17 protein-coding genes are annotated in these 20,707 nt (G+C 33.8%); 14 read left to right on the top strand and 3 right to left on the bottom strand.

Going from position 1 to position 20,707, the window contains the following annotated elements; genetic code table 11:
• Positions 1-95: 95 nt before the first annotated feature.
• The 12 genes from MED121_RS17545 to MED121_RS17485 all read left to right on the top strand — a co-directional run bounded on the left by MED121_RS17545 (position 96) and on the right by MED121_RS17485 (position 14,097).
• Entirely contained in the window at positions 96-1,364 is a 1,269-nt protein-coding gene (locus MED121_RS17545; RefSeq protein ID WP_009835092.1) for a hypothetical protein, read from the top strand.
• Positions 1,364-2,251, top strand: coding sequence for a glycosyltransferase (locus MED121_RS17540; RefSeq protein WP_009835091.1), 888 nt, complete (start codon positions 1,364-1,366; stop codon positions 2,249-2,251). The genes MED121_RS17545 and MED121_RS17540 overlap by 1 nt, the downstream gene beginning before the upstream one ends.
• A gap of 3 nt (positions 2,252-2,254) precedes the next feature.
• Entirely contained in the window at positions 2,255-3,469 is a 1,215-nt protein-coding gene (locus tag MED121_RS17535) for a capsule polysaccharide biosynthesis protein (RefSeq protein ID WP_009835090.1), read from the top strand.
• Positions 3,462-4,910, top strand: coding sequence for a hypothetical protein (locus tag MED121_RS17530; RefSeq protein ID WP_009835089.1), 1,449 nt, complete (start codon positions 3,462-3,464; stop codon positions 4,908-4,910). Before MED121_RS17535 ends, MED121_RS17530 begins: the two co-directional genes overlap by 8 nt.
• Complete coding sequence (locus tag MED121_RS17525; protein WP_009835088.1) at positions 4,907-6,268, top strand: LPS O-side chain biosynthesis protein; 1,362 nt, start codon at positions 4,907-4,909, stop codon at positions 6,266-6,268. Before MED121_RS17530 ends, MED121_RS17525 begins: the two co-directional genes overlap by 4 nt.
• A 180-nt stretch (positions 6,269-6,448) precedes the next feature.
• Positions 6,449-7,192 carry a glycosyltransferase family A protein gene (locus MED121_RS17520; RefSeq protein WP_009835087.1) on the top strand — a complete coding sequence of 248 codons (744 nt, stop codon included), beginning with the start codon at positions 6,449-6,451 and terminating at the stop codon, positions 7,190-7,192.
• A 9-nt stretch (positions 7,193-7,201) separates the two neighbouring features.
• Positions 7,202-7,999: a 3-deoxy-8-phosphooctulonate synthase gene (gene kdsA / locus MED121_RS17515; protein WP_036181004.1), complete on the top strand. Its 798-nt coding sequence runs from the start codon at positions 7,202-7,204 to the stop codon at positions 7,997-7,999.
• A gap of 469 nt (positions 8,000-8,468) precedes the next feature.
• Positions 8,469-9,221 (top strand): 3-deoxy-manno-octulosonate cytidylyltransferase, encoded by a 753-nt coding sequence (gene kdsB, locus MED121_RS17505; protein WP_009835084.1) that lies wholly within the window; start codon positions 8,469-8,471, stop codon positions 9,219-9,221.
• Positions 9,222-10,154, top strand: a complete 933-nt coding sequence (locus tag MED121_RS17500) for a KpsF/GutQ family sugar-phosphate isomerase (RefSeq protein ID WP_009835083.1) — start codon at positions 9,222-9,224, stop codon at positions 10,152-10,154.
• 376 nt (positions 10,155-10,530) lie between these two features.
• On the top strand, positions 10,531-11,541 hold the full coding sequence (galE, locus tag MED121_RS17495; protein WP_009835082.1) for a UDP-glucose 4-epimerase GalE: 1,011 nt from the start codon (positions 10,531-10,533) through the stop codon (positions 11,539-11,541).
• 109 nt (positions 11,542-11,650) lie between these two features.
• Positions 11,651-12,712 (top strand): UDP-N-acetylglucosamine--undecaprenyl-phosphate N-acetylglucosaminephosphotransferase, encoded by a 1,062-nt coding sequence (gene wecA / locus MED121_RS17490; protein ID WP_036181141.1) that lies wholly within the window; start codon positions 11,651-11,653, stop codon positions 12,710-12,712.
• Between the two features lie 257 nt (positions 12,713-12,969).
• Positions 12,970-14,097: an aminotransferase class V-fold PLP-dependent enzyme gene (locus MED121_RS17485; RefSeq protein ID WP_009835080.1), complete on the top strand. Its 1,128-nt coding sequence runs from the start codon at positions 12,970-12,972 to the stop codon at positions 14,095-14,097.
• A 103-nt stretch (positions 14,098-14,200) separates the two neighbouring features.
• On the opposite strand, the gene MED121_RS17480 is transcribed toward MED121_RS17485, so the two are convergent.
• Positions 14,201-14,773 (bottom strand): hypothetical protein, encoded by a 573-nt coding sequence (locus MED121_RS17480; protein ID WP_009835079.1) that lies wholly within the window; start codon positions 14,771-14,773, stop codon positions 14,201-14,203.
• Positions 14,774-15,028: 255 nt separating this feature from the next.
• Between MED121_RS17480 and MED121_RS17475 the strand changes: the two genes are divergently transcribed.
• Positions 15,029-16,003: a haloacid dehalogenase gene (locus tag MED121_RS17475; protein WP_009835078.1), complete on the top strand. Its 975-nt coding sequence runs from the start codon at positions 15,029-15,031 to the stop codon at positions 16,001-16,003.
• 71 nt (positions 16,004-16,074) lie between these two features.
• Here the strand turns inward: MED121_RS17475 and megL are convergent, their stop codons facing one another.
• Positions 16,075-17,304, bottom strand: coding sequence for a methionine gamma-lyase (megL, locus tag MED121_RS17470; RefSeq protein WP_009835077.1), 1,230 nt, complete (start codon positions 17,302-17,304; stop codon positions 16,075-16,077).
• Positions 17,305-17,682: 378 nt separating this feature from the next.
• Between megL and MED121_RS17465 the strand changes: the two genes are divergently transcribed.
• A complete protein-coding gene (locus MED121_RS17465; protein WP_009835076.1) occupies positions 17,683-19,272 on the top strand; it encodes a sigma 54-interacting transcriptional regulator in 1,590 nt (529 codons plus the stop codon).
• A 26-nt stretch (positions 19,273-19,298) separates the two neighbouring features.
• Here the strand turns inward: MED121_RS17465 and MED121_RS17460 are convergent, their stop codons facing one another.
• The gene (locus tag MED121_RS17460) at positions 19,299-20,300 is read right to left on the bottom strand and encodes a DUF2804 domain-containing protein (RefSeq protein WP_009835075.1); all 1,002 of its coding nucleotides are present in this window, start codon (positions 20,298-20,300) and stop codon (positions 19,299-19,301) included.
• Positions 20,301-20,707 lie beyond the last annotated feature (407 nt).

Raw genomic sequence — 20,707 nt, 5'->3', positions numbered from 1 at the left:
TTTCAAGTGTTAAAAAAGCTATTTTTATAAATTAAAATCAATAAAGTTATTATCTAACTTTAATAGTGATATCGCCTGGAGTGCATGAGAGTTAGATGAACCCTCAAAATAAAAACATAAAAAAATATTTAATTCCTATATATATATTAACTGTCTTTGTTCTTTTTTTTCCGCAGTTTCAATCTTTTATTGGGCTTATATTAGAGCAACTATTAGCAGTTATAGTTATAGTTACGTCTATAGTTTTTTTTATTACACTTTATCCATTGAGAATAAGGTTGATACATGTATTAATTTTTTTTTCTTTTTTAGTATTGATTACTATTTCACTAATTAGAGGCCTTGATGAAAACTTTCAAATGAATGATATTTTTGAATTGTCAAAACCTTTTTATCTTGGTCTCACATTTGCTCTATCATACTCAATAAATTGGGATATAAATAAAATAAAAAAATATTTTTCATTTATTATAATTTGTTTCTTTATTTTAGGTTTCTTTGGCATATTTGAAAGTGTAAGCAATATTGGTAATACTATTGGTCATACTATATATAAAGATATGAGAGGTGGTGTGCAATTTAAAGCTGTTGCGAGTTTTATTAGTCCATATGTGTTTGCTTCAATTTTAATGATCCCGTTTTTTTATTTTTTCTGTATGACTTTTGCTACTAACTTTAAGTTGTTTAGTTTTTTAGGAATGCTTTTTTTTCTACTTTTAATTTTATTAACCCAAAGTAGAACCGTATTAATTTCTCTAGTAATAACATTGTTTATTATACCTTTTGTTACTAATTTCTCTAAAGCATATGTAGGTAATAAAAGAGTATCGCTGTTTATAGTATTTATTGTTTTTTTGTCGTTTATTTTCTTGCCTATAATTGTTAGTGTAATAGAAACAAATTTTAAATATATATTTCAAGGCTTAAACTTATTATATTTGAATGTTATTGATTTTAATTTTGAAAGATTTATTTATTCGACACCATCAATTAGTAACCGGTATGAACAAATTGTATTTGTCATAGATAATATAGATATTATACCTTTAGTTGGTGTTAATATTGGAAAGTCACAACTTAATCCAGAATCTCTATATGCAATGTACTTATATCGTGTCGGTTTTATAGGGATTTTTATTCACTTTTCAATAATATGCATTTGTTTTATTAAGTGTTTGTTAGTAGCAAAAACATATAAAAATGATACTGTTTTTAATAGTATTTTTATGTCTATAGCATTTTATATGATTAGCTTACCATTTTCTTATGCATCATCAGCTCTTAATGATCAGGTTCGTTCAGGTTTTATTTTTTATATGATAGTTGGAATGGTATTTAGTTTTTATAATAAAAGAGGACAGTAATGAATATTTCTATCGGGATATTAACGTATGGACGCGATGAATATTTTTTCGATACAATAAATTGTTTGCTAAAAATAAAGCATAAAATTGAAATTATAGTTTTAAATAATAATGAAAATGAAAATGGAATTAAAAACAAAATAGAAAATTCTCTCCCTGCTAATATAAGGTTAAAGTATATTTGGCATGGAAAAAATTATGGGGTTTCAACAGGTAGAAAAATGCTTGTTGATAATACTAGCGCAGAAGTCATGATTCTATTAGATGACGATATTTATGTAGAAAACCCTAATGAAATGATTTGTTTTGTAAATACAGAATTTGAGCAAGATTTACTTTTAGGTGGTATTGCTTTTAATATTGTGGAGTATGGGAAAAATAGAAGAAATCGTTATGAAATTCCTCATAAGAATAAACTCTTTGATCAAAACAAAAAACAGCCTACTTATCTAATGATAGGCGCTGGTCATGCAATTGACATAGAAAAATCAAAGTCAGTGTTTAGCTATCCAACAGATTTTGATTTATATGGTTTTGAAGAGGTTTATCTTTCTTTTAAGCTATTAAACAATGGATATAATATAATTTATTTGCCCGGCTGTAAAATTGAACATAGAAAATCTCCTGACGGAAGGTTTGAAAACAAAAAAGTAAATTTTCTGGCTTACAGAAATAGAATGAAAATTGCAGCTAAACATCTCAAATTAAGATATCTAGTATCATGCTTTTTAGTTAGAACTATTTATTTTTTATTAAAAAATAAAAGTATAAGTGATGTAATCAAAGTCGCTAAAGAGTCATATAATGATTTTATTTATCATAGAAAGCCATTTACATCAACCTTCTATAAAAAAATAAAAAGACTTAACGGATTTTTATGGTATTAAAATATGATTTATGTGTATATTGATCACTTTGAAAGACTTTATTTTTTTTCGCGCTTCACTAACATATCTGATTTTAAATTTTTTACTTCAAGGTATTCGATATACCTTCAAGGTATTAAAGAAGGAATAAATATAAACATATTATCTTATGTAGGCGTGGAAAATGAAATTACCGTTGACCTTAAAGATGATATATTATATTGCAGAGATGTGTTAGCTGCTCATTTGAATATCAAAGATGCGATAGTATTCAGTGAGAAATTATATCTCTTTATATCTAAAGAATTTGAAAAAGATAATAATGTAGAATATTTCTTTTTGTGGAATGGTTCAGATACAGCTGAAACTACTATCGCAAAATTTTGTGATTGTATGAATATAAAAAAAGTTTTTTTTGAGATCTCTAATCTTCCTAATAGATTATTTATTGATCACTTAGGTGTTAATGCAGCCTCATCATTAATGAAACTTACTGATATAAATAAGATAAGTTGTTTATCAAATAATACTACTGAAGATTTTATTGCATATAAAAAAGAATATATAAAATTTAAATCATCTTCATTTACTCCACCACAAGCCAAGATAGCATCACGCATTAACTATTCATTTGTTATAGACTATATTTTTGCATTTAAAAACTCGTTTAAAATTCAAAGTAAATCAATACTTATAAAAACTTTAGATTTAATTAAAAGATATTTAGCAAATAAAAAGCTTTTAGGAAAATACCTAGATCTTAACGAAAAATATGTTTTTTTACCGTTGCAAGTATCGAATGATAGTCAAATCTTAATTAACAGTAAAGTTAATAATTTTGATGCAATAAGAATTGTTCAAGAATATGCAGGAAATAATAACCTGAAACTATATGTTAAAATACATCCAGCAGAAAAGAGTATTGATTCAATTAATGAAGTTTTAAAATTAAAAAATAAACTTGGATTTTATTTGGCTATAAATAATACTACAGAATTGATTTCAAATTCAGTTGAGGTTTTTACAATTAACTCAACTGTTGGTTTGGAAGCTCTTTTGTTTGATAAGAATGTTACTTTCCTAGGCGAATCATTTTATGAGAAGTTCAATAAAAATAATATTGATACTTATATAAATAGTTTCTTATTTAAAGTTGAATACTTTTCAGATATACCTATAGATACTGGTCTTGTTATTAAACACTATGAAAATATTAGAAAGTTAACGTTTCATGATTAAATATATTTCACCAAAAAAACTTTTAGATATAAAACGTTTAGATATTGCATTGAAAATTCTTTATATTGATGAATATCTTAATGAAACTGGCAGTGAGTATTTAAATCTTTATAAAAAGCATATTGAGCTTAGAACTTCAAATCTTGAAGATGATAAGGAATGTGCTAATGATTTTATAGATTCATTTAATTTACTTATTCAATCAATAAATGAAAATGGCTTTGATGATGAATTTCCTATCCATATATCATCTGTTAATCATATTAATTTATCAGGTGCGCATAGACTAGCATGCGCTCTGTATTTTAATTTGAAAGTAATACCAGTAATTTATGATTCTAAACCTGGATTAACTTGGTGCTCAAATTGGTTTTCTTCAAATAATTTTAGTGATGCTTTAATTAAAGAGCTTGAATTAAAAACACTTAAATCAATGGGTACATCATCATTTATAATTTGGAATTCTCTTTTTAAATACGGAAGTGAAATTGAAAAAAATATTAGTTTGGAATGTGAGGTTATAAAATCATTTGACATTAAAATATCTTCGAAAGAAAAATTGATGGAATGTGTGTCTGGCATATATTCTTATGAATTAGGCCCTAAAGTAAGTGAAATTATTATTTCAAAAGCATTTCAACTATCTAAATATAAAGAAACTACTTTTAAATTAATAGTTACTCGAAATTATGAAAAATCACATATCATAAAAGTTAAAGAAAAAGTAAGGAAATTATATTCACCTGTTGTAAATGATAATTTATTTTTGTCTGTTCACAGCTCTGATGATGTAGAGCATAGCAATTACTTATTAGATTATTTGCTAAATTTCAATAGATATAAGATGCCACTTAAAAACACTACTTATCCTTCAATAGAACTAATTGAGTGGCTGTCAGAGTTATATAAATATTGTGAAAATAAAAAAATTAATAGAAATGATATTTGTATTGTTGGTAGCTCATCGATGGATATTTTAGGTATAAGAAAATCAACTGATATAGATTTTATTTTGTTAAGCACTATAAGAGAAAAAATGTTTGATAATAAAGTTAATGTTCTGTCTGACAATATTGATTTGGCTAGTAAAGGCTACTTAAGATTGGCTAATACTAATATAACAGATGACTTAATAATTAAAAAATCAAAGTATCATTATTTTTTTCGAGGGTTCAAATTTATAGATATTGATTATGTTTTGCAACGAAAAAAGAATCAATGTAGAGATAAAGATATTCAAGATGTAAGACTTATTGATAGATGGAAAGAAAATAACAAAACATTAAAAAGTAATTATATTTATTTTTTGTATGAGATGAAATTTAAAATTTGGTATTACTTTGTAGCAAAGCCTAGGATTTATAAAGGAAGAATAAAGTTTTTATTACGAAAGATTCTACCTGAAAACGTAATTCAAATTTTAAAACGTATATATACATGATTGTTTTAAAAAATATAATTAATTATTTGTTTGGGAATGTGTTAACTAAAGCTATAGGCTTTTTATCCATTCCAATATACCTAAGCTTTCTTTCTGTTGAAGAGTTTGGAGAGTTATCTTACTTCAACTCTTTAATTTCAATTTCAACAATAGTTGTTTCTGGTTTTATTTACTCATCTATTTCTCGTTACTATTACGAGTCGGAGAGAGAACAAGAATTTAATGATTTTTTTGTGTCAAATGTATGTTTTCAACTGCTTTTCACTTTGTTGATTTGTGTTTTTTTATACGTGGTTAATATTTATTATTCTTTTGAGAATGGTTTTTATATTTTTCTTGTTTTATTTCTATCATTTATGAAAGTAGTCAATACTACTTACTTTCATATCTATCAACCTAGGGGAGAAAGTCGGAAAATACTTGTTAGACAACTTTTTGAATCTTTAATGATATTCACTACATCATACCTTTTTCTTTATGGCGATTTTTTTAGTGGTGAAATGAATATTATTTATTCTCAGGTATTTGTTTTCTCAGCTTTGGCTCTTTTTATTTTTTTTGATGTAAGTCGATATCTAGAGATTATAACCTTTAAGTTGAGCTGGAATAACCTTAAACGTTGTTTTTTTTATTTTAAAGAATATTCATTGTTTCTTTGGTTATCTACAATGCTATCTACTGTTATTTATCAGGTCGATAAGATATATGTTAAAAGTTTCTTGTCAGATATAGATATGGGCTTGTATGGAATAGCTTTTAGTATTGCTTTTTTTATTAAAGTTTTTTCTGTTTCTTTATTTTCTGCTTTTACTCCAGTTTTGATGCAGTTATATAAAGTTGATATCAAAGCTGCTTTAAATAACCTTTTTTTAATTAGGTTGATGGTTTTTATTCCTGTCGCTTTAATAAGTTTATTTTCGTTTGAAATAATTTATTTTTTGCCAAATGGAGAGAGTTATAGTGGGGCTAAAACTATTCTACCTATATTAGCATTTTCTTTTTGGATTGATACTTTATCTAGTTCTATTATTAACTTCTTGAGTTTTAGAAAAAAAACTAATAAATTAGTATTGCCTCTGATTTTTTCTTGTGTTTTTTACCTGTTTTTGTTTTATATCATTAAACCTAACATTAATGATACGTCATTAATGTTTCTTCTTTGCTGTAATGTTAGCTTCTTTGGTCTATGGTTATCATCAAAGATGCGTTTCTTTTTAAAAAAAGATATTGTTTTTATTATATTTGTTTTTATTATTCTATTGTTTGATGATGAGGTTTTTTTTGTTAAAGCTCTTGTCTCTTTGTTTTTGTTTCTTATGTTTTTTTGTTTTTATAAGTATAGCTCTAGTTGTACATGATTAGAGAGTTCTATTTTAATAGCGTATCTTTTGTTTTAAATATCAAGTGATTCACTCGAATCTATACATTAGTTATTAAGCACAAGGATATATGTTGAATTTTTACGATTTATTTTTAAAATAAAAAATATTAGAATTTACTATTGCATTGATGGTTTGATATTTTATATATGAGTAACTATGTTTGAAGTAAGTATAATTATGCCAGCATTTAATGCTGAGAAAACTATATCTGAGTCTATTGATTCTGTACTAGCTCAAACTTTTACTAATTTTGAGCTAGTAATCTGTGATGACTCTTCTACAGATAAAACTCGGCAGCTTATAAATGAATATCTTGCAAAAGATAAAAGAGTAAGATTAGTTAGTAATTTATATGCTAATGGAGCTGCTGGAGCTAGGAATAGCTGTATATTTGAATCATCTGGTAGATATATTGCCTTTTTAGATTCAGATGATATATGGCTACCAGATAAGCTTAAAGTTCAACATGAGTTTATGAAATCTAATGGTTATGCACTTACTCATGGCTCATATGAAATGTTCGATGAAAGTGGGTTCACAAAAATAATTTCCGCACCTCATAAAATTTCTTTCAAAGATCTACTTCGTAAATGCGATATTGGTTGCTTGTCTGTGATGTTTGATAAAACAAAATTCGACGATATATTTTTCCCTTATTGTCCCAAAGAGGATTATGCTTTTTGGTTAAAATTGACGAAAAATAGTGATGTGTCATCTTTTAGTTATATAGGAGTTTTAGCTCGCTATAGAAAGCAATCAACTTCATTATCTTCTTCAAAAATTAAAGAAATTCCTAAACAATGGTATGTGTTAAGGTTTATTGCAGGTATTAATCGTACTTTCTCCATGTTTTATTTGTTTACTTACTGTTTTAATGGAATATTTAAACACAAAAAATAAGGTTTATTTATTTTTCTAATTGCCGGACCGTGTGTAATTGAATCAGAGGGTTTAGTTCTAGATACTTTTGCATATTTGCAAGAAATTACAAATAAACTTGGTATTGAATATATTGCTAAGTCTTCTTTTACTAAGGCGAATCGTTCATCAGCATCCGCATTTACTGGACCAGGTATTGATGAGGGATTACGTATTTTACAAAAAGCTAAAAACCAGTTAGGTGTAAAAATTATTACTGATGTTCATGATGATACTCCATTAGAAGAAGTCGCATCAGTTGTTGATGTTTTACAAACTCCAGCTTTTCTTGTTCGTCAAACTGGTTTTATTCAGAGGGTAGCTTCAATGGGCAAACCGGTAAATATTAAAAAAGGTCAATGGATGCACCCATCAGAGATGGCTCCAGTAGTCGAAAAGTGCCGTGCAGTGGGTAATGATGACATATGGCTTTGTGATCGTGGTACTAGCTTTGGATTTGGTCAACTCGTTAACTATATGCCGGGTTTAACTATCATGAAAGAAACAGGGTGCAAAGTTGTAATGGATGCAACGCACAGTGTTCAAATGCCTGGTACTTTGAATGGTTCTACTGGCGGTAATTGTTACTATGTCCCTTCTATTGCAAGAGCTGCAGTTGCTGTCGGTATTGATGGCTTGTTTATGGAAACTCATCCTGACCCAGACAAAGCATTATGTGATGGGCCAAATATGTTGCCTCTAAAACATATGGAAGAGTTATTAGAAACGCTACTGGAGATCGATGAAGTCGTTCATCGACGTACTTTTATTGAATCTAAATTTGTCTAATTTTGTTAGGTATAAAGGTTTGTAATAATATCAAGATTTTTTGCTCTTTAGTTCTAAGGGGATATGGAATCAAATCCTGTGTTATTAGGGTAAAGAGAGCTCTGTTTTAGTAACTCTATACTAACAACTGGTTTTGATGAAATCATTACAGGTTTAAATAACCACTCCGCTTTAATTGAAATTTGGTCTAAATATATAATATTAGCAGACAAATAGTATTTTTGAGTGATGATGTTCTAGATGTCCCTATCTTAGAAAAATCAGAATTATATGTTGCGACAGTCAATGCTCAAAGTTTAGCTCTTGATTGCGCTGATTGGGTTTCAAGCTGGATGCGCGGAGAAGAATTGTAAGAGAATTTGTGGATATGCTATTTAAAACTCAAATTAAAAGAACGTCATCACAGGTTTATCAACCTTTACTTAATAAAATTCGCTTAGATGATATAGTAAAATTGGAGCTATAAAACATGAGTGTAAAAGTCGTCATTCCTGCACGTTATGGCTCAACGAGATTGCCTGGAAAACCTTTATTAACTTTACTTGATAAACCTGTTATTTGGCATGTGATTGAGCGTTGCAAAGAGGCGGGGATCGAGCAAACTGATATTTTTGTCGCGACTGACGATAAGCGCATAATTGATGCGTTAAAAGGCGAAGATGTTCAAGTTGTTTTGACCTCATCAGAGCATCAATCTGGTACTGATCGCATTAATGAGGTATCTCTAATTAAATGTTGGAGAGAGGATACTATTATAGTGAATGTTCAAGGTGATGAACCTATGATTCCACCGAAACTAATCCAACAAATTGTATCTTTTGCCCAATTAAATTCCTCATACGATATAACAACAGTTGTTGTTTCTATAGATACCCTCGATGATTTTGTTAATCCTAATGTTGTTAAAGCTATTGTTGGCCAAAATGGTAGAGCGCTTTATTTCACTCGCTCAGCATCACCAATGAACCGTGATAGCTCCGATGACTTGTCTTTGGCTAGAAGGCATATTGGTATTTATGCTTATCGAGCTTCAGGGTTACAACAATTTTGTTCATATTCGGGAGATATGCTTGAAAGTTATGAAAAGCTTGAGCAGTTGCGAGCCCTCAGTCATGGTATGAGTATAGGTGCTATAACATTTGACGGTGTTGTCCCTCATGGTATTGATACTAATGACGATTACGAAGCTATTAAAAAAACAATGGAAAGGAAGAATCTTTAAATGGCTAGTTCAATTGATATTGCAAGAGAGGTAATTCAAACCGAAATAGACGGGTTGGATTACATGGCAAAAAGGCTAGGATCTGAATTTGAAATGGCTATTAATGCCATTATTAACACAAAGGGTCGAACAATCATTTGTGGGATGGGGAAATCTGGGATTATTGGAAAAAAAATAGCAGCATCTTTTGCGAGTACCGGTACACCAAGTTTTTTTATGCATCCCGGAGAGGCTTTTCATGGTGACCTTGGAATGGTGAAACCTGAAGATATATTTATTGCCATATCGAATTCAGGGGAAACAGATGAAGTGCTAAAGCTGTTACCTTTCTTGCGTGATAATGATAATTTCGTTATTGCAATCACTGGTAAAGAAAATTCTACACTTGCTTCAAATTCGCACTGTCATTTAGATATTGCTGTTCCTAAAGAAGCGTGTCCTTTACAGTTAGCTCCAACATCTTCAACTACTGCAACGCTTGTTATGGGTGATGCTTTAGCAGTCGCGCTAATGGATGTACGTGGTTTTAAACCAGAAAACTTTGCTCGTTTTCATCCTGGGGGAAATTTAGGTCGTCGATTATTGTCAAAAGTTCGAGATGAGATGTTTTCTGATAACCTTCCCAGCGTTTCTTCGGATGCTGACTTTACTTCTATTATTCATAAAATATCGTCAAGTCATTTAGGATTAACATTAGTCAACTTTAATGATGACTCTTTAGCTATTATAACTGATGGCGATTTGCGAAGAGCTATGGAAGCTAAAGGCCGAAACGCTTTTGATTTGGTTGCAAAAGATATAGCATCAATTCACCCTGCCTCAATATTTCCTGAAGTTAGTATAGAGGAGGCTTATGAAGTAATGGAGAGTAAGTGTATAACCTCATTGATCGTTCAAGAAAATAACTCTGTTATTGGCATCTTGAAGAAATAATTTTTGAGTAAGAGTGAAAATTGTCATTATCAAATTTGCTATGTAATTTTTTATCGATTAATTAGATTAGATTACATTACGATAATTTTACTCTAATCCTCAACACTGAAATTTTGAGCTTGAGACAATTAAAATATTAAATTTCACAACTGTTTTCGATAAAGACTTAGCTTATTCGAGCAAGGGAAATAGCATAACCTAATTATTGTAAGATCGTGAAGAAAATGCTAATTACTTCAATACTATATCTGTTTAAGCGCTTTTTAGCTCTTGATTCAAATGAGTTAATACTATTATTTTAGTGGATATTATTAAAAACTATAAAAATAGTTTTTATAGTTTTTATAGTGGTGTGTTTGTGGATGAAGGAGAGTAAATGACTATTTTAGTGACGGGTGGTGCTGGATATATTGGCAGTCATACAGTATTAGAGCTGTTGTCAGCTAATCAAGAGGTTGTTGTTATTGATAACCTTAGCAATTCAAATGAAGAGTCTTTAAAGCGAGTAAGTTCCATAACGGGTAAAAAAATTCATTTTTACCGTGGAGACCTTCTTGATAAGGGCTTAGTTGATAATATTTTTGTTAAACATGATATTGACTCTGTTATTCACTTTGCAGGTTTAAAGGCGGTAGGTGAGTCGAATGAGATTCCCTTAACTTATTATCGTAATAATATTGCAGCTACTATTAGTGTTTTAGAAATCATGGCTACTCACAATGTAAAGAGTTTTGTATTTAGCTCTTCTGCGACTGTTTATGGTGACCCAGCTTCCGTTCCCATTAATGAAAGCTTTCCTACTTCGGCTACTAACCCTTATGGCCGATCAAAGTTAATGATTGAGGAAGTTCTCGCTGATCTTTACGAATCTGACAATAGCTGGAATATAGCGTGCTTGAGGTATTTTAATCCTGTTGGTGCGCATAAAAGCGGTTTGATTGGAGAGGACCCTAACGGTATACCAAATAACTTGATGCCTTTTATTTCACAAGTAGCAGTCGGTAAGCGTGAATTACTGAGTGTTTATGGTAACGATTATAATACACATGATGGCACTGGTGTTCGCGATTATATTCATGTGGTTGATTTAGCGTTAGGGCATTTGAAGGCGTTAGATAAACTGAAATCAAATCCAGGTAGGGTTACGTATAACTTAGGAACTGGGTGCGGTTATAGTGTTCTAGAAATGATTAAAGCTTTTGAAAAGGCTGCTAATAAAACGATTCCTTATCGAATTGTTGAGCGTCGTATGGGTGATATTGCTGAATGTTATGCCGCTACAGATCTAGCAGAAGAAGAGTTAGGTTGGAAGGCAAATTTAAGTATTAGTGATATGACTAATGACACTTGGCGTTGGCAAACAATGAACCCAAATGGCTATGAATAAAATCAAGCATAATTAATTGTTATATAAGGTTAAAATAAGAATTTTTATTTGATATAATCGCCCTCTTAACAAGGATGTAATGAGTTGTAATGGGGTAAAATGGATTTTTATGATTAACGAATTGGTTTTTTTATTTATAATCGCTTTTACGGTTCTATTTCTGTTACGAAAGATAGCTAAAAAATTTGGTTTGGTTGACGCTCCAAATGTTAGAAAAGTGCACAGTGGCTCTATTCCCTTAGTTGGCGGAATAGCGATCTTCTTAACGTTTTCGTCGTTCCTTTTTCTAAATCCCTTCTATCTCGCAGAGTCAAAAGCTTATCTGCTTTCTATGTTTATCTTGGTGTTTGTCGGTGTGTTGGACGATAAATTTGATGTCGCCTATGAACTAAGATTTGCTGTTCAAACCATGTTGTCATTTGTCATGATGATAATTGCAGATATTCAGTTACATACCATAGGTGATATTTTTGGTTTTGGTGAGATTAATCTGGGTATATTAGGTTATCTAGTTACTGTTATTGCCGTAATCGCAGCAATTAATACCTTTAATATGATTGATGGTATTGATGGCTTACTAGGAGGTGTTTCCATTGTAACTTTTGCTGCATTAGGTCTGATTCTCAGTTTGGATGGACAGAATAATATAGCGTATTTGTGCCTTGTTTTAATTGTCATTTTACTGCCTTACGTCTTGATGAATCTAGGATTTTTGGGGCGAAAGCGTAAAGTTTTTATGGGGGATGCAGGGAGCATGTTTATTGGCTTTACGGTCATTTGGTTCTTACTTTTATCTTCACAAAATGGACATGATGCACCTTTAAGGCCTGTAACAGCACTCTGGTTAATCGCATTGCCGCTTATGGATATGGCAACGATTATGATTCGTCGTATTAAAAGTGGAAATTCACCATTCAAACCTGATAGAGAGCATTTGCATCATATCATTCAAAGGCTAGGGTTTAAGCCTAGTCATACTTTGATGATTATATGTGGCATCTCAATCTTATTTGCTGGGATAGGTATAATAGGTGAAATTTATATCATTGAAGAAAGTTATATGTTTTATGCCTTCATTACTTGCTTTATTGCGTATTATTCATTGGTAAATAAAGCATCAATTGTTACCGTAAATAACTCTATGGTTTCGGGATCTGTTGAAGCTAATTGAGCTTGATTTGGCTTTGTTAGGTGCCTTGTTTATTTAGCTACTTTATCTAGAAACTTTTAATTCGCTAAAGATAGTTATAGTCTTTAATGGCATAACTATCTTACTCTATCTGTAAAGTGTTTTTATCTCCTCCTGTAATTCTTCGTAGTAGTATCTCATCCCTAAATCTTATAAAGTTATCCCTTAGATAGAAATTTAATTTTCATTTGTTTCCAATAAGAGACAAATGTACTTTATTCGAATGTAAGGAGTGTTTTGTGCCTGGTTTGTTACCTGATGTAGACCCTGATGGTTTATTAGAGTATTCCGTTGTTTTTACCGATAGATCCTTGAATCATATGTCAAAGTCGTTTCAAGGCGTGATGAATAATATTTCAGACACCCTTAAAGAGGTTTATCAGTCTGATGCTGTTGTCGTTGTGCCAGGTGGCGGTACCTATGGTATGGAAGCGGTAGCAAGGCAGTTTGCTCAGAACCAAAAATGCTTGGTGATTCGTAATGGTTTTTTTAGCTACCGTTGGAGTCAGATTTTTGAAACGGGCAATATCCCATCATCGTCCATTGTCATGATGGCGCGAAGGCTTAATGCCGGTATACAGGCACCATTTGAGCCTGCCCCTATTGATGAGGTAGTGGCGACTATCAAGTCGGAAAAACCTGAGTTAGTGTTTGCTCCACATGTTGAAACTGCCTCAGGTATGATTCTGCCTGATGATTATTTAAAAACTGTTGCTGATGCTGTGCATTCAGTGGGTGGTTTATTTGTTTTAGATTCCATTGCCTCAGGTGCCGTTTGGGTTGATATGAAAGCCGTTGGCATTGATGTATTAATCAGTGCGCCTCAAAAGGGTTGGAGTGCCTCTCCTTGTGCTGCATTAGTCATGTTAAATAATGATGCTCTTGAGCGCCTTGATCAAACCACGAGTAATAGTTTTTCTTGTGATCTTAAAAAGTGGCATCAGATTATGCAGGCCTATGTGAATGGAGGCCATGCTTATCACGCCACTATGCCAACAGACGCTTTAACAAAATTCTGCAATGCCATGCTAGAAAGCAAAGAATATGGCTTTGATAAATTAAAGTCTGAGCAAATTGCGCTGGGCTCTAAAGTGCGTCAACTTCTCGAATCAAAAGGGATCGCTTCCGTGGCAGCTGAAGGTTATCAGGCACCAGGTGTCGTGGTAAGTTATACGCAAGATTCGGCGGTGCAAAATACATCTAAATTTGCGGAACATGGTATGCAAGCAGCTGCAGGTGTTCCTTTAATGTGTGATGAGGGCAGTGACTTTAAAACGTTCAGGCTTGGGTTGTTTGGCTTGGATAAATTAAAAGATGTTGATGCAAGTGTGGCGAAATTAGAAAAAGTACTGAATAGTATTTTCTAAAATTGTTTTCTTCGCTTTATCGAAAAATGATAGAGCGACACTTGTTGGCCAATCTTGTTATTTAAGGCGCTAATCATTAAGCGCCTTAAATAATAATCAAGCTTTAAAGGTTATATTTTGCTTTAAATGCTTCAATAAGTTCGACAGGTTTTACTTTTTTGTTCTGGCTATTTAGTGCGTAAACAACCGTTTCGCCATTTGGACCACTACCAATTTCAGTAAATCGTAATGGCACTTCACCAACGACGCGAGCGGTATTCATTTCTTCTAAAGAAGAGAAAACATAGATTCTACCTTCTTCGGTGCGCGTCTCACCATAAAAGTCACTCGCACCATCAAGCTTACCGTCATACATATCAATAGAAGCAATGCCTTGAGTCTTTTTCTTGTCTTCGTTTGTTAAACCAAAAACAATCGTTTCACCCCTTGGGCCTTCACCTATGCGTACTTTTCTATAAGAGGTTTCACCCACTTGTAGGTAAGATTGATAAGTTGCAAAATCATCGAAGAAATAAATTCTACCTTCGTGATCTACCTGATACAGGTCATTATTGTTTTCTACTGCTTCTGTTTGAGTGTGTGCTGCAACTGTTTGATCAACAGAGTTTGTTCCACAAGCAGTTAACAATAAGCTAGTGCCAAGTACACAAGAAAGGGTAATAAGAGCTCGTTTCATTTTTGTCTTCCTATTTAAATAATGCCTAAAAGATACAAACTTATTGTGACGGTTTTGTGTCAGCTAGATTACGATTTTAAGTCGGCTTCACTTTTTACTTGGTTTGAGCTTTTGGTTTTATTGAGCCTAAAGGTAGAGTATTTGAGCCTTTCAAAATGATCTGGTGTTTTACACGGGGTGAATAGAAAAGTGCTTCAAAAGTATATTAAGGTTTGCTTGTTTTCTGTAAATAAAATAATCAAAAGGAAGATTGTGATGCTTAAAATACAAAATGGATTATGTTTTGCAGCGTGTGTAGCAACCAGTGTGACACTGGCAGAAACCTGCCCTGATTATGAGGTGCTGGAGCAGCTACCCGCATTTACTACGCCTGCTCAAGTCGATTTTGAACATAGCTCGAATGCTTGGTTTTCTGGCTTATATACACCGTATCATCTGGTTCATGACCAAATAGCCTTAGCTAATGAAACTGTAACTTTAGAGGCTAAGTTTGATTACAGCCGATGGTTTCATAAAGATCTCGAAGATGAAAAGGTACATGCATTCATCTTTGGAACAGGTATGAGTCAATGGCAATACCTTGGTCGCTACACAACGGACTCAGATGGTAAGATTTTTGTGCCAGTATCAAAAGGTGAGGGTGAATACCAGATACGTATGGTGGTTGAGGGTGATTTATCCCATGCTGATGGCTATTTGTCAGTGGTAAGCGAACAAAGAAAAGCAATTTTATTTGATATTGATGGCACCCTTACCTTGAATGATTTTGAGTCAGTTGGGGACTACTTAGGCGTTGATAAGGCTGATGCGCATTATTATGCCAAAGAAACTGTGTTGGAATATAAGAATAAAGGCTATCAGATCATTTATTTAACGGGTCGACCTTATTGGGTGGCTAAAGATAGTCGTGAATGGTTTGATTATATGGCGATGCCCCAAGGTCAGCTTCACACCAATCCTTATGGTGAGGGCCCTATCCCTGAGGATACTCAAGCCTATAAAACTGAGTATTTAAATCGAATCATACAAGATAAATCCATCAATATTGTCAGAGCCTATGGTAATGCAAGTACGGATATTGCCGCCTATGCCGATGCTGGTCTCCCTAAGGAACAAACCTATATTATTGGTAAGAATGCAGGTGATAACGGCACTCAAGCAATCGCTGATGATTACTCATATCATTATGCAACTCAGGTCATAAATTTTGAGTCTTTAGACTGCAATTAAGCCAATTAAAAACCTCTTTAAACACTAAAGCCCTTTATGGTATGACATCATAAAGGGCTCATGCTACTTGATTAGGCGACGTTTTGGCTGGTTTCCTTAAGAACAAGGTTTAACCTTGTGTCGATTTGATCTAGTGCCTGTTTAAGGTCTTTGATTAAGTCATCTATATGCTCAAGGCCAACTGAAATTCGAATTAAACCATCGCTGATACCAGCATCTAAACGTTCTTCTTGAGTGTAAGGTGAGTGAGTCATGGAGGCTGGATGTTGGATAAGAGATTCTGCATCACCTAAACTGACCGCTATGGAAAAAAGCTTCATGCTGTCAATAAAGGCGGCCCCACCTTGCAAATCTGTATCAAGTTCAAATGCAATCACACCGCCTGCGGCTTTCATTTGATTGCCAATAAAGCCATAACCAGAATGACTTTTAAGGCCGGGGTAGTGAACTTTGCTTACGTGCTTATTGTTTTCTAAAAATTCAGCCACTTGCTGTGCATTTTGACAGTGTCTTTCCATTCGTATTGGCAGGGTTTTGATGCCTCGAAGGATTAGCCAAGCATCATGAGGGCTGATTGTCGCGCCAATGTCTTTTAGAACGGTCATTTTAATTTCATTTATCATCTCCGTGCTGCCGCAAATAACGCCTGCAACCACATCGCCATGTCCATTTAGATATTTAGTGGCACTGTGCACGACAAGGTCGATACCAAATTGTCCTGGTTGTTGTAAAACAGGCGTCAAAAAAGTGTTATCGACAATGGAAATGAGCTGATGCTGTTTGGCAATGTTAGCGATCGCCCTAAGGTCTAGTACAACCATGTTAGGGTTGATCGGTGTTTCAAGAAACACTAGCTTTGTATTGTGCTTGATGGCACTTTTAAACTCAGTCATGTCTGTCATATCAACAAAACTTACTTCAATGCCAAAGCGCGTTAACATATGGCTTATCAAGGCATAAGAGCATCCGTAGATTGCTTTGGATGCAATCATATGATCACCGGCTTTAAGGTTTGTCAGTAGCGCACCGGATACAGCACCCATGCCTGTGGCAGTTGCGGCTGCATCTTCCATGTGTTCCATTGCTGCAACACGCATTTCGAGCTGGCGTGTTGTCGGATTCCCCAAACGGCTGTAAATAAACCCTTCTTCTTCACCTGCAAAACGGTCTGCGCCTTGTTGAGCATTATCAAATATAAAGGTTGAGGTTTGATAAAGAGGGGTCGCAAGGGAGCCAAATTGTTCGTCATTAATGCGTCCAGCATGGATTGCTTGGGTTTCGATTTTGTTATTATTAGCCATGATTCATATCCTTAAACTGCAGGTAAAACTGCTGTCATGATTTATTAAGCATTTTTATTTTTTCTGTATTCGGTTTTACTATCAAAGCAAGTCCCTTGCCATGTTGTAAAAAACCTTATAAATCAATGCTTTAAGTGTTTTTTACTATCTGATAGTGCAATTTTTGTCATAATTATGTGACATAGGCTTTGAAGTTATCAAAAATTGGCTAAGCATTGATAAAAGATATTTTTAAAAAAATAGTTTTTTTAAGAAAATAGAAGCGTTTAACTGATTTTTAGTTTAAAAAATTAACAATATTAAGATTGTAATTTTTTTATTACATGTCACATTTTATGTACACTTAAAGTTAGCTATAGATTCATTTAGGTATTCGTTATGCGTTTAGAAATTCGTTCCAATGATCGTATTGGTATTAGCCAAGAAATACTGCATATTTTTTCTAAATCGGCTTGTGATATTCGAGCGATGGAAGTTGTCACTGGGGTTACCTATGTGCATGTCAATGAAAGCTATCAAGATTCAGCCAAGATTATTGAACAGCTTTATTTAGTTCAGGGTGTGCTTAGCTGTCAGGAGGTGGCGCTAATGCCAGCCGAAAGGCGTGAGAATCACCTTACTGCATTATTAAATCGTATTCCTGACCCCATCATAGACCTTGATGAAAATGCTTGTATCCTTGCCCTTAATCATGCCGCGATTGCATTGCTTGATAGACCTGATGAAACATTAGAGGGCCTGTCTATTAATACCTTTACTGATCAGAATTTGTTACAAGGGTTAGGTGCTAACTTGTCTAGTCAAAGTATTTTATTTAAGCAAAAGGCCTATATGGCTGAAATTAGCCCAGTGCTAATGGAGGGCAAGGTGAGAGGCGCGCTGTTAATGTTACGCAATATGAACAGTCTTGGACGACAAATGTCACTCATGCAATCACAAAAAGAGCAGGGATTGGAGCAAATTATTGGTGAGTCAGAAACTGTTCAGTTATTAAAACAGCAAACCCGTCGATTCGCTCAATTACAGCTACCCGTGCTAATACAAGGTGAAACAGGTACGGGCAAAGAGCTGATTGCAAGGGGCCTACACCAAGAAAGTGAGCAAAGAGAGTCGGCTTTTCTTGCATTAAATTGTGCGTCTCTCCCAGAACATCTCCTAGAAAGTGAGTTGTTTGGTTATGCCTCTGGCGCTTTTACTGGTGCAAAAAAAGGGGGGAAGCCAGGTTTACTGGAACTTGCTGATGGCGGTACTTTATTTTTAGATGAAGTGGCTGAAATGTCTATCTATCTACAGGCCAAATTGCTTAGGTTTTTACAAGATTTTCGCTTTAGACGAGTAGGGGGGAGCCATGAAATCAGCGTCAACGTTCGAATCATTAGTGCCACTCATCAAGACTTGCAACAATTGATCGAAACGGGACGTTTTCGTGCGGATCTCTATTATCGTATCAATGTTTTAAACCTTGTTTTACCGCCTTTAAGGCAGAGAGGGGATGACATCTTATTATTGGTAAAACATTTTATTCATAGTGCTGCTAGACAAGTTGATATGCCAACACCCAAAATCAGTGAATCAGCGCTTGCTCGTCTTAAAGCCTATTCTTGGCCTGGTAATATCCGTCAGTTGCAAAACCTTTTATTTAGAATTGTTGCTTTAAATCGTGGTGAGTGGCTCAGTGATAAGGAAATTAATGAGAGTCTTAACCTGACATTTGCCAGTGCTTCAAAACAAGATCATCAACCTGATGCGAATTTGTCTGTAACGCCAGAAGTGCCTTTAGATAAAGTGTTTGATGATGTCATAGAGAATGAAAACTTGGTTAGCTGGGCTGGTGCTCAGGCTAATTTTGAGGCTAGTTTACTGAATCACCTTTACCCCTTATACCCAAGCACCCGTAAATTAGCGAAGCGTTTGGGGGTTTCTCACAATAAGGTGGCCCTTAAGCTAAAGCAGCATAATATTAAATAGTTTTTTCATATTATGTCTGAATTGGCTTACCATTTTGCATAATGATCTTCTATTAATCCCCAGGTTTGATTTAGCCTAATTGTTTCGTTTTTAACTTGTAAGGTGCCATCAAAGTAACCAAAAAACTGTCTGAAATTTGAGGCAATAAAATAGAGATTGAGTTTTTTGTCACGTTTACCTTTTGGATGAAAACTCAGTGATATTCGTTTATCGCTTGACTGTATAAGCCAGCTTTCCTCTTGACGATAACGATCAAACTTGAAATGAATTAGATCGACCTTAATGAGCTCACCTTCAAGCCAGATCGCGTTTTCACTCACGCCAGTTTCGTTTATTCCTGACGCGAAGTTAAAACCTAGCTTACGCCCATCCGCTAATTGGGTCGATAAATTGGCCCAATTCCAGCTGGTTTCTCTGCGCATAAAGCCAGCGCTCCAATCGACACTGGCTAGAGCATTAAGCTTAGCTAGGTTAAAGACTTTACCTTGCCAGTTAATTTCACCTTCAATCTTAAGTGTTGTATTTTTCTGGGTGTAAACCCAGTCGTTATAACCTGCCCGGGAGCAAACACAAAGCGGGTTTTGCTCTTTAGGCTCGCTAATATAAGCTTTGATCCTATTACCATTACCGAGTTTAAGAGTGATAAATCTTTGATTGTTTTTGGCTAAGATTTCAACAAGCGTATTGCCTTTTTTAAAGCGTGAAAGTCCCGAGTTTGGCTGACTGCTCATACGGGTATTTAAGGATAAGGCTTGGGTGAACTCAAACTCATCGTAGCTTTTTTCTTGGATGTTATAGAGGTAGACAAAACAGTTGCTGGCATATTTTAAATCGACAATTGCTAACCCTAATATGAAGGTGTCACAACTTATGCTGATAAATTGAAATTGGTTGAACTTAAATTTTTTACGCCATTTTGGAAGAGGCTTATCCATGCTATTTCTGAGGTCGAAATCTAAATAATTGACAGTGTCAATTTTTGCATAACCAAACTCAATGTCACCTGATTCATTAACCAGTTTACGCATAGCATCTTTATCCTTAAAAATAGACGTTTGAGCATAGTGGCTTGTTTAACTGCTTAAATCAATTGCATTAGCAAGTGCTCTTGTCACCAGAAAGTGAGTGATGAAACTGATGAGGATATTCGCAATATGCCATTTGATTGATCAAACAGGGTTAAGGACATAGCGATCAGTCGTCTTTTCGATGAAATGCTCTAGAGGTTATTTTCAAAGGCCGCAGGGCCTAGTCTAAAATGCCTATCTTTACATTGCAGGCTTTATCAATAAGATGATGATTCAAAGACACCCTCTGTCGAAGTAATGGTCGAGTTGAAGGACGAGGTAATCATTCAGTCATTATTTTCTGATGCCAAAACGCCTTTAATGGACTTAGAGGCATTGGCAAAAACAAAGCAGTGTCTTTGTCTCAC

The sequence above is a fragment of the Marinomonas sp. MED121 genome (genome assembly GCF_000153025.1).
Lineage (GTDB): Bacteria > Pseudomonadota > Gammaproteobacteria > Pseudomonadales > Marinomonadaceae > Marinomonas.
This window is presented reverse-complemented; position numbering and strand designations above follow the sequence as displayed.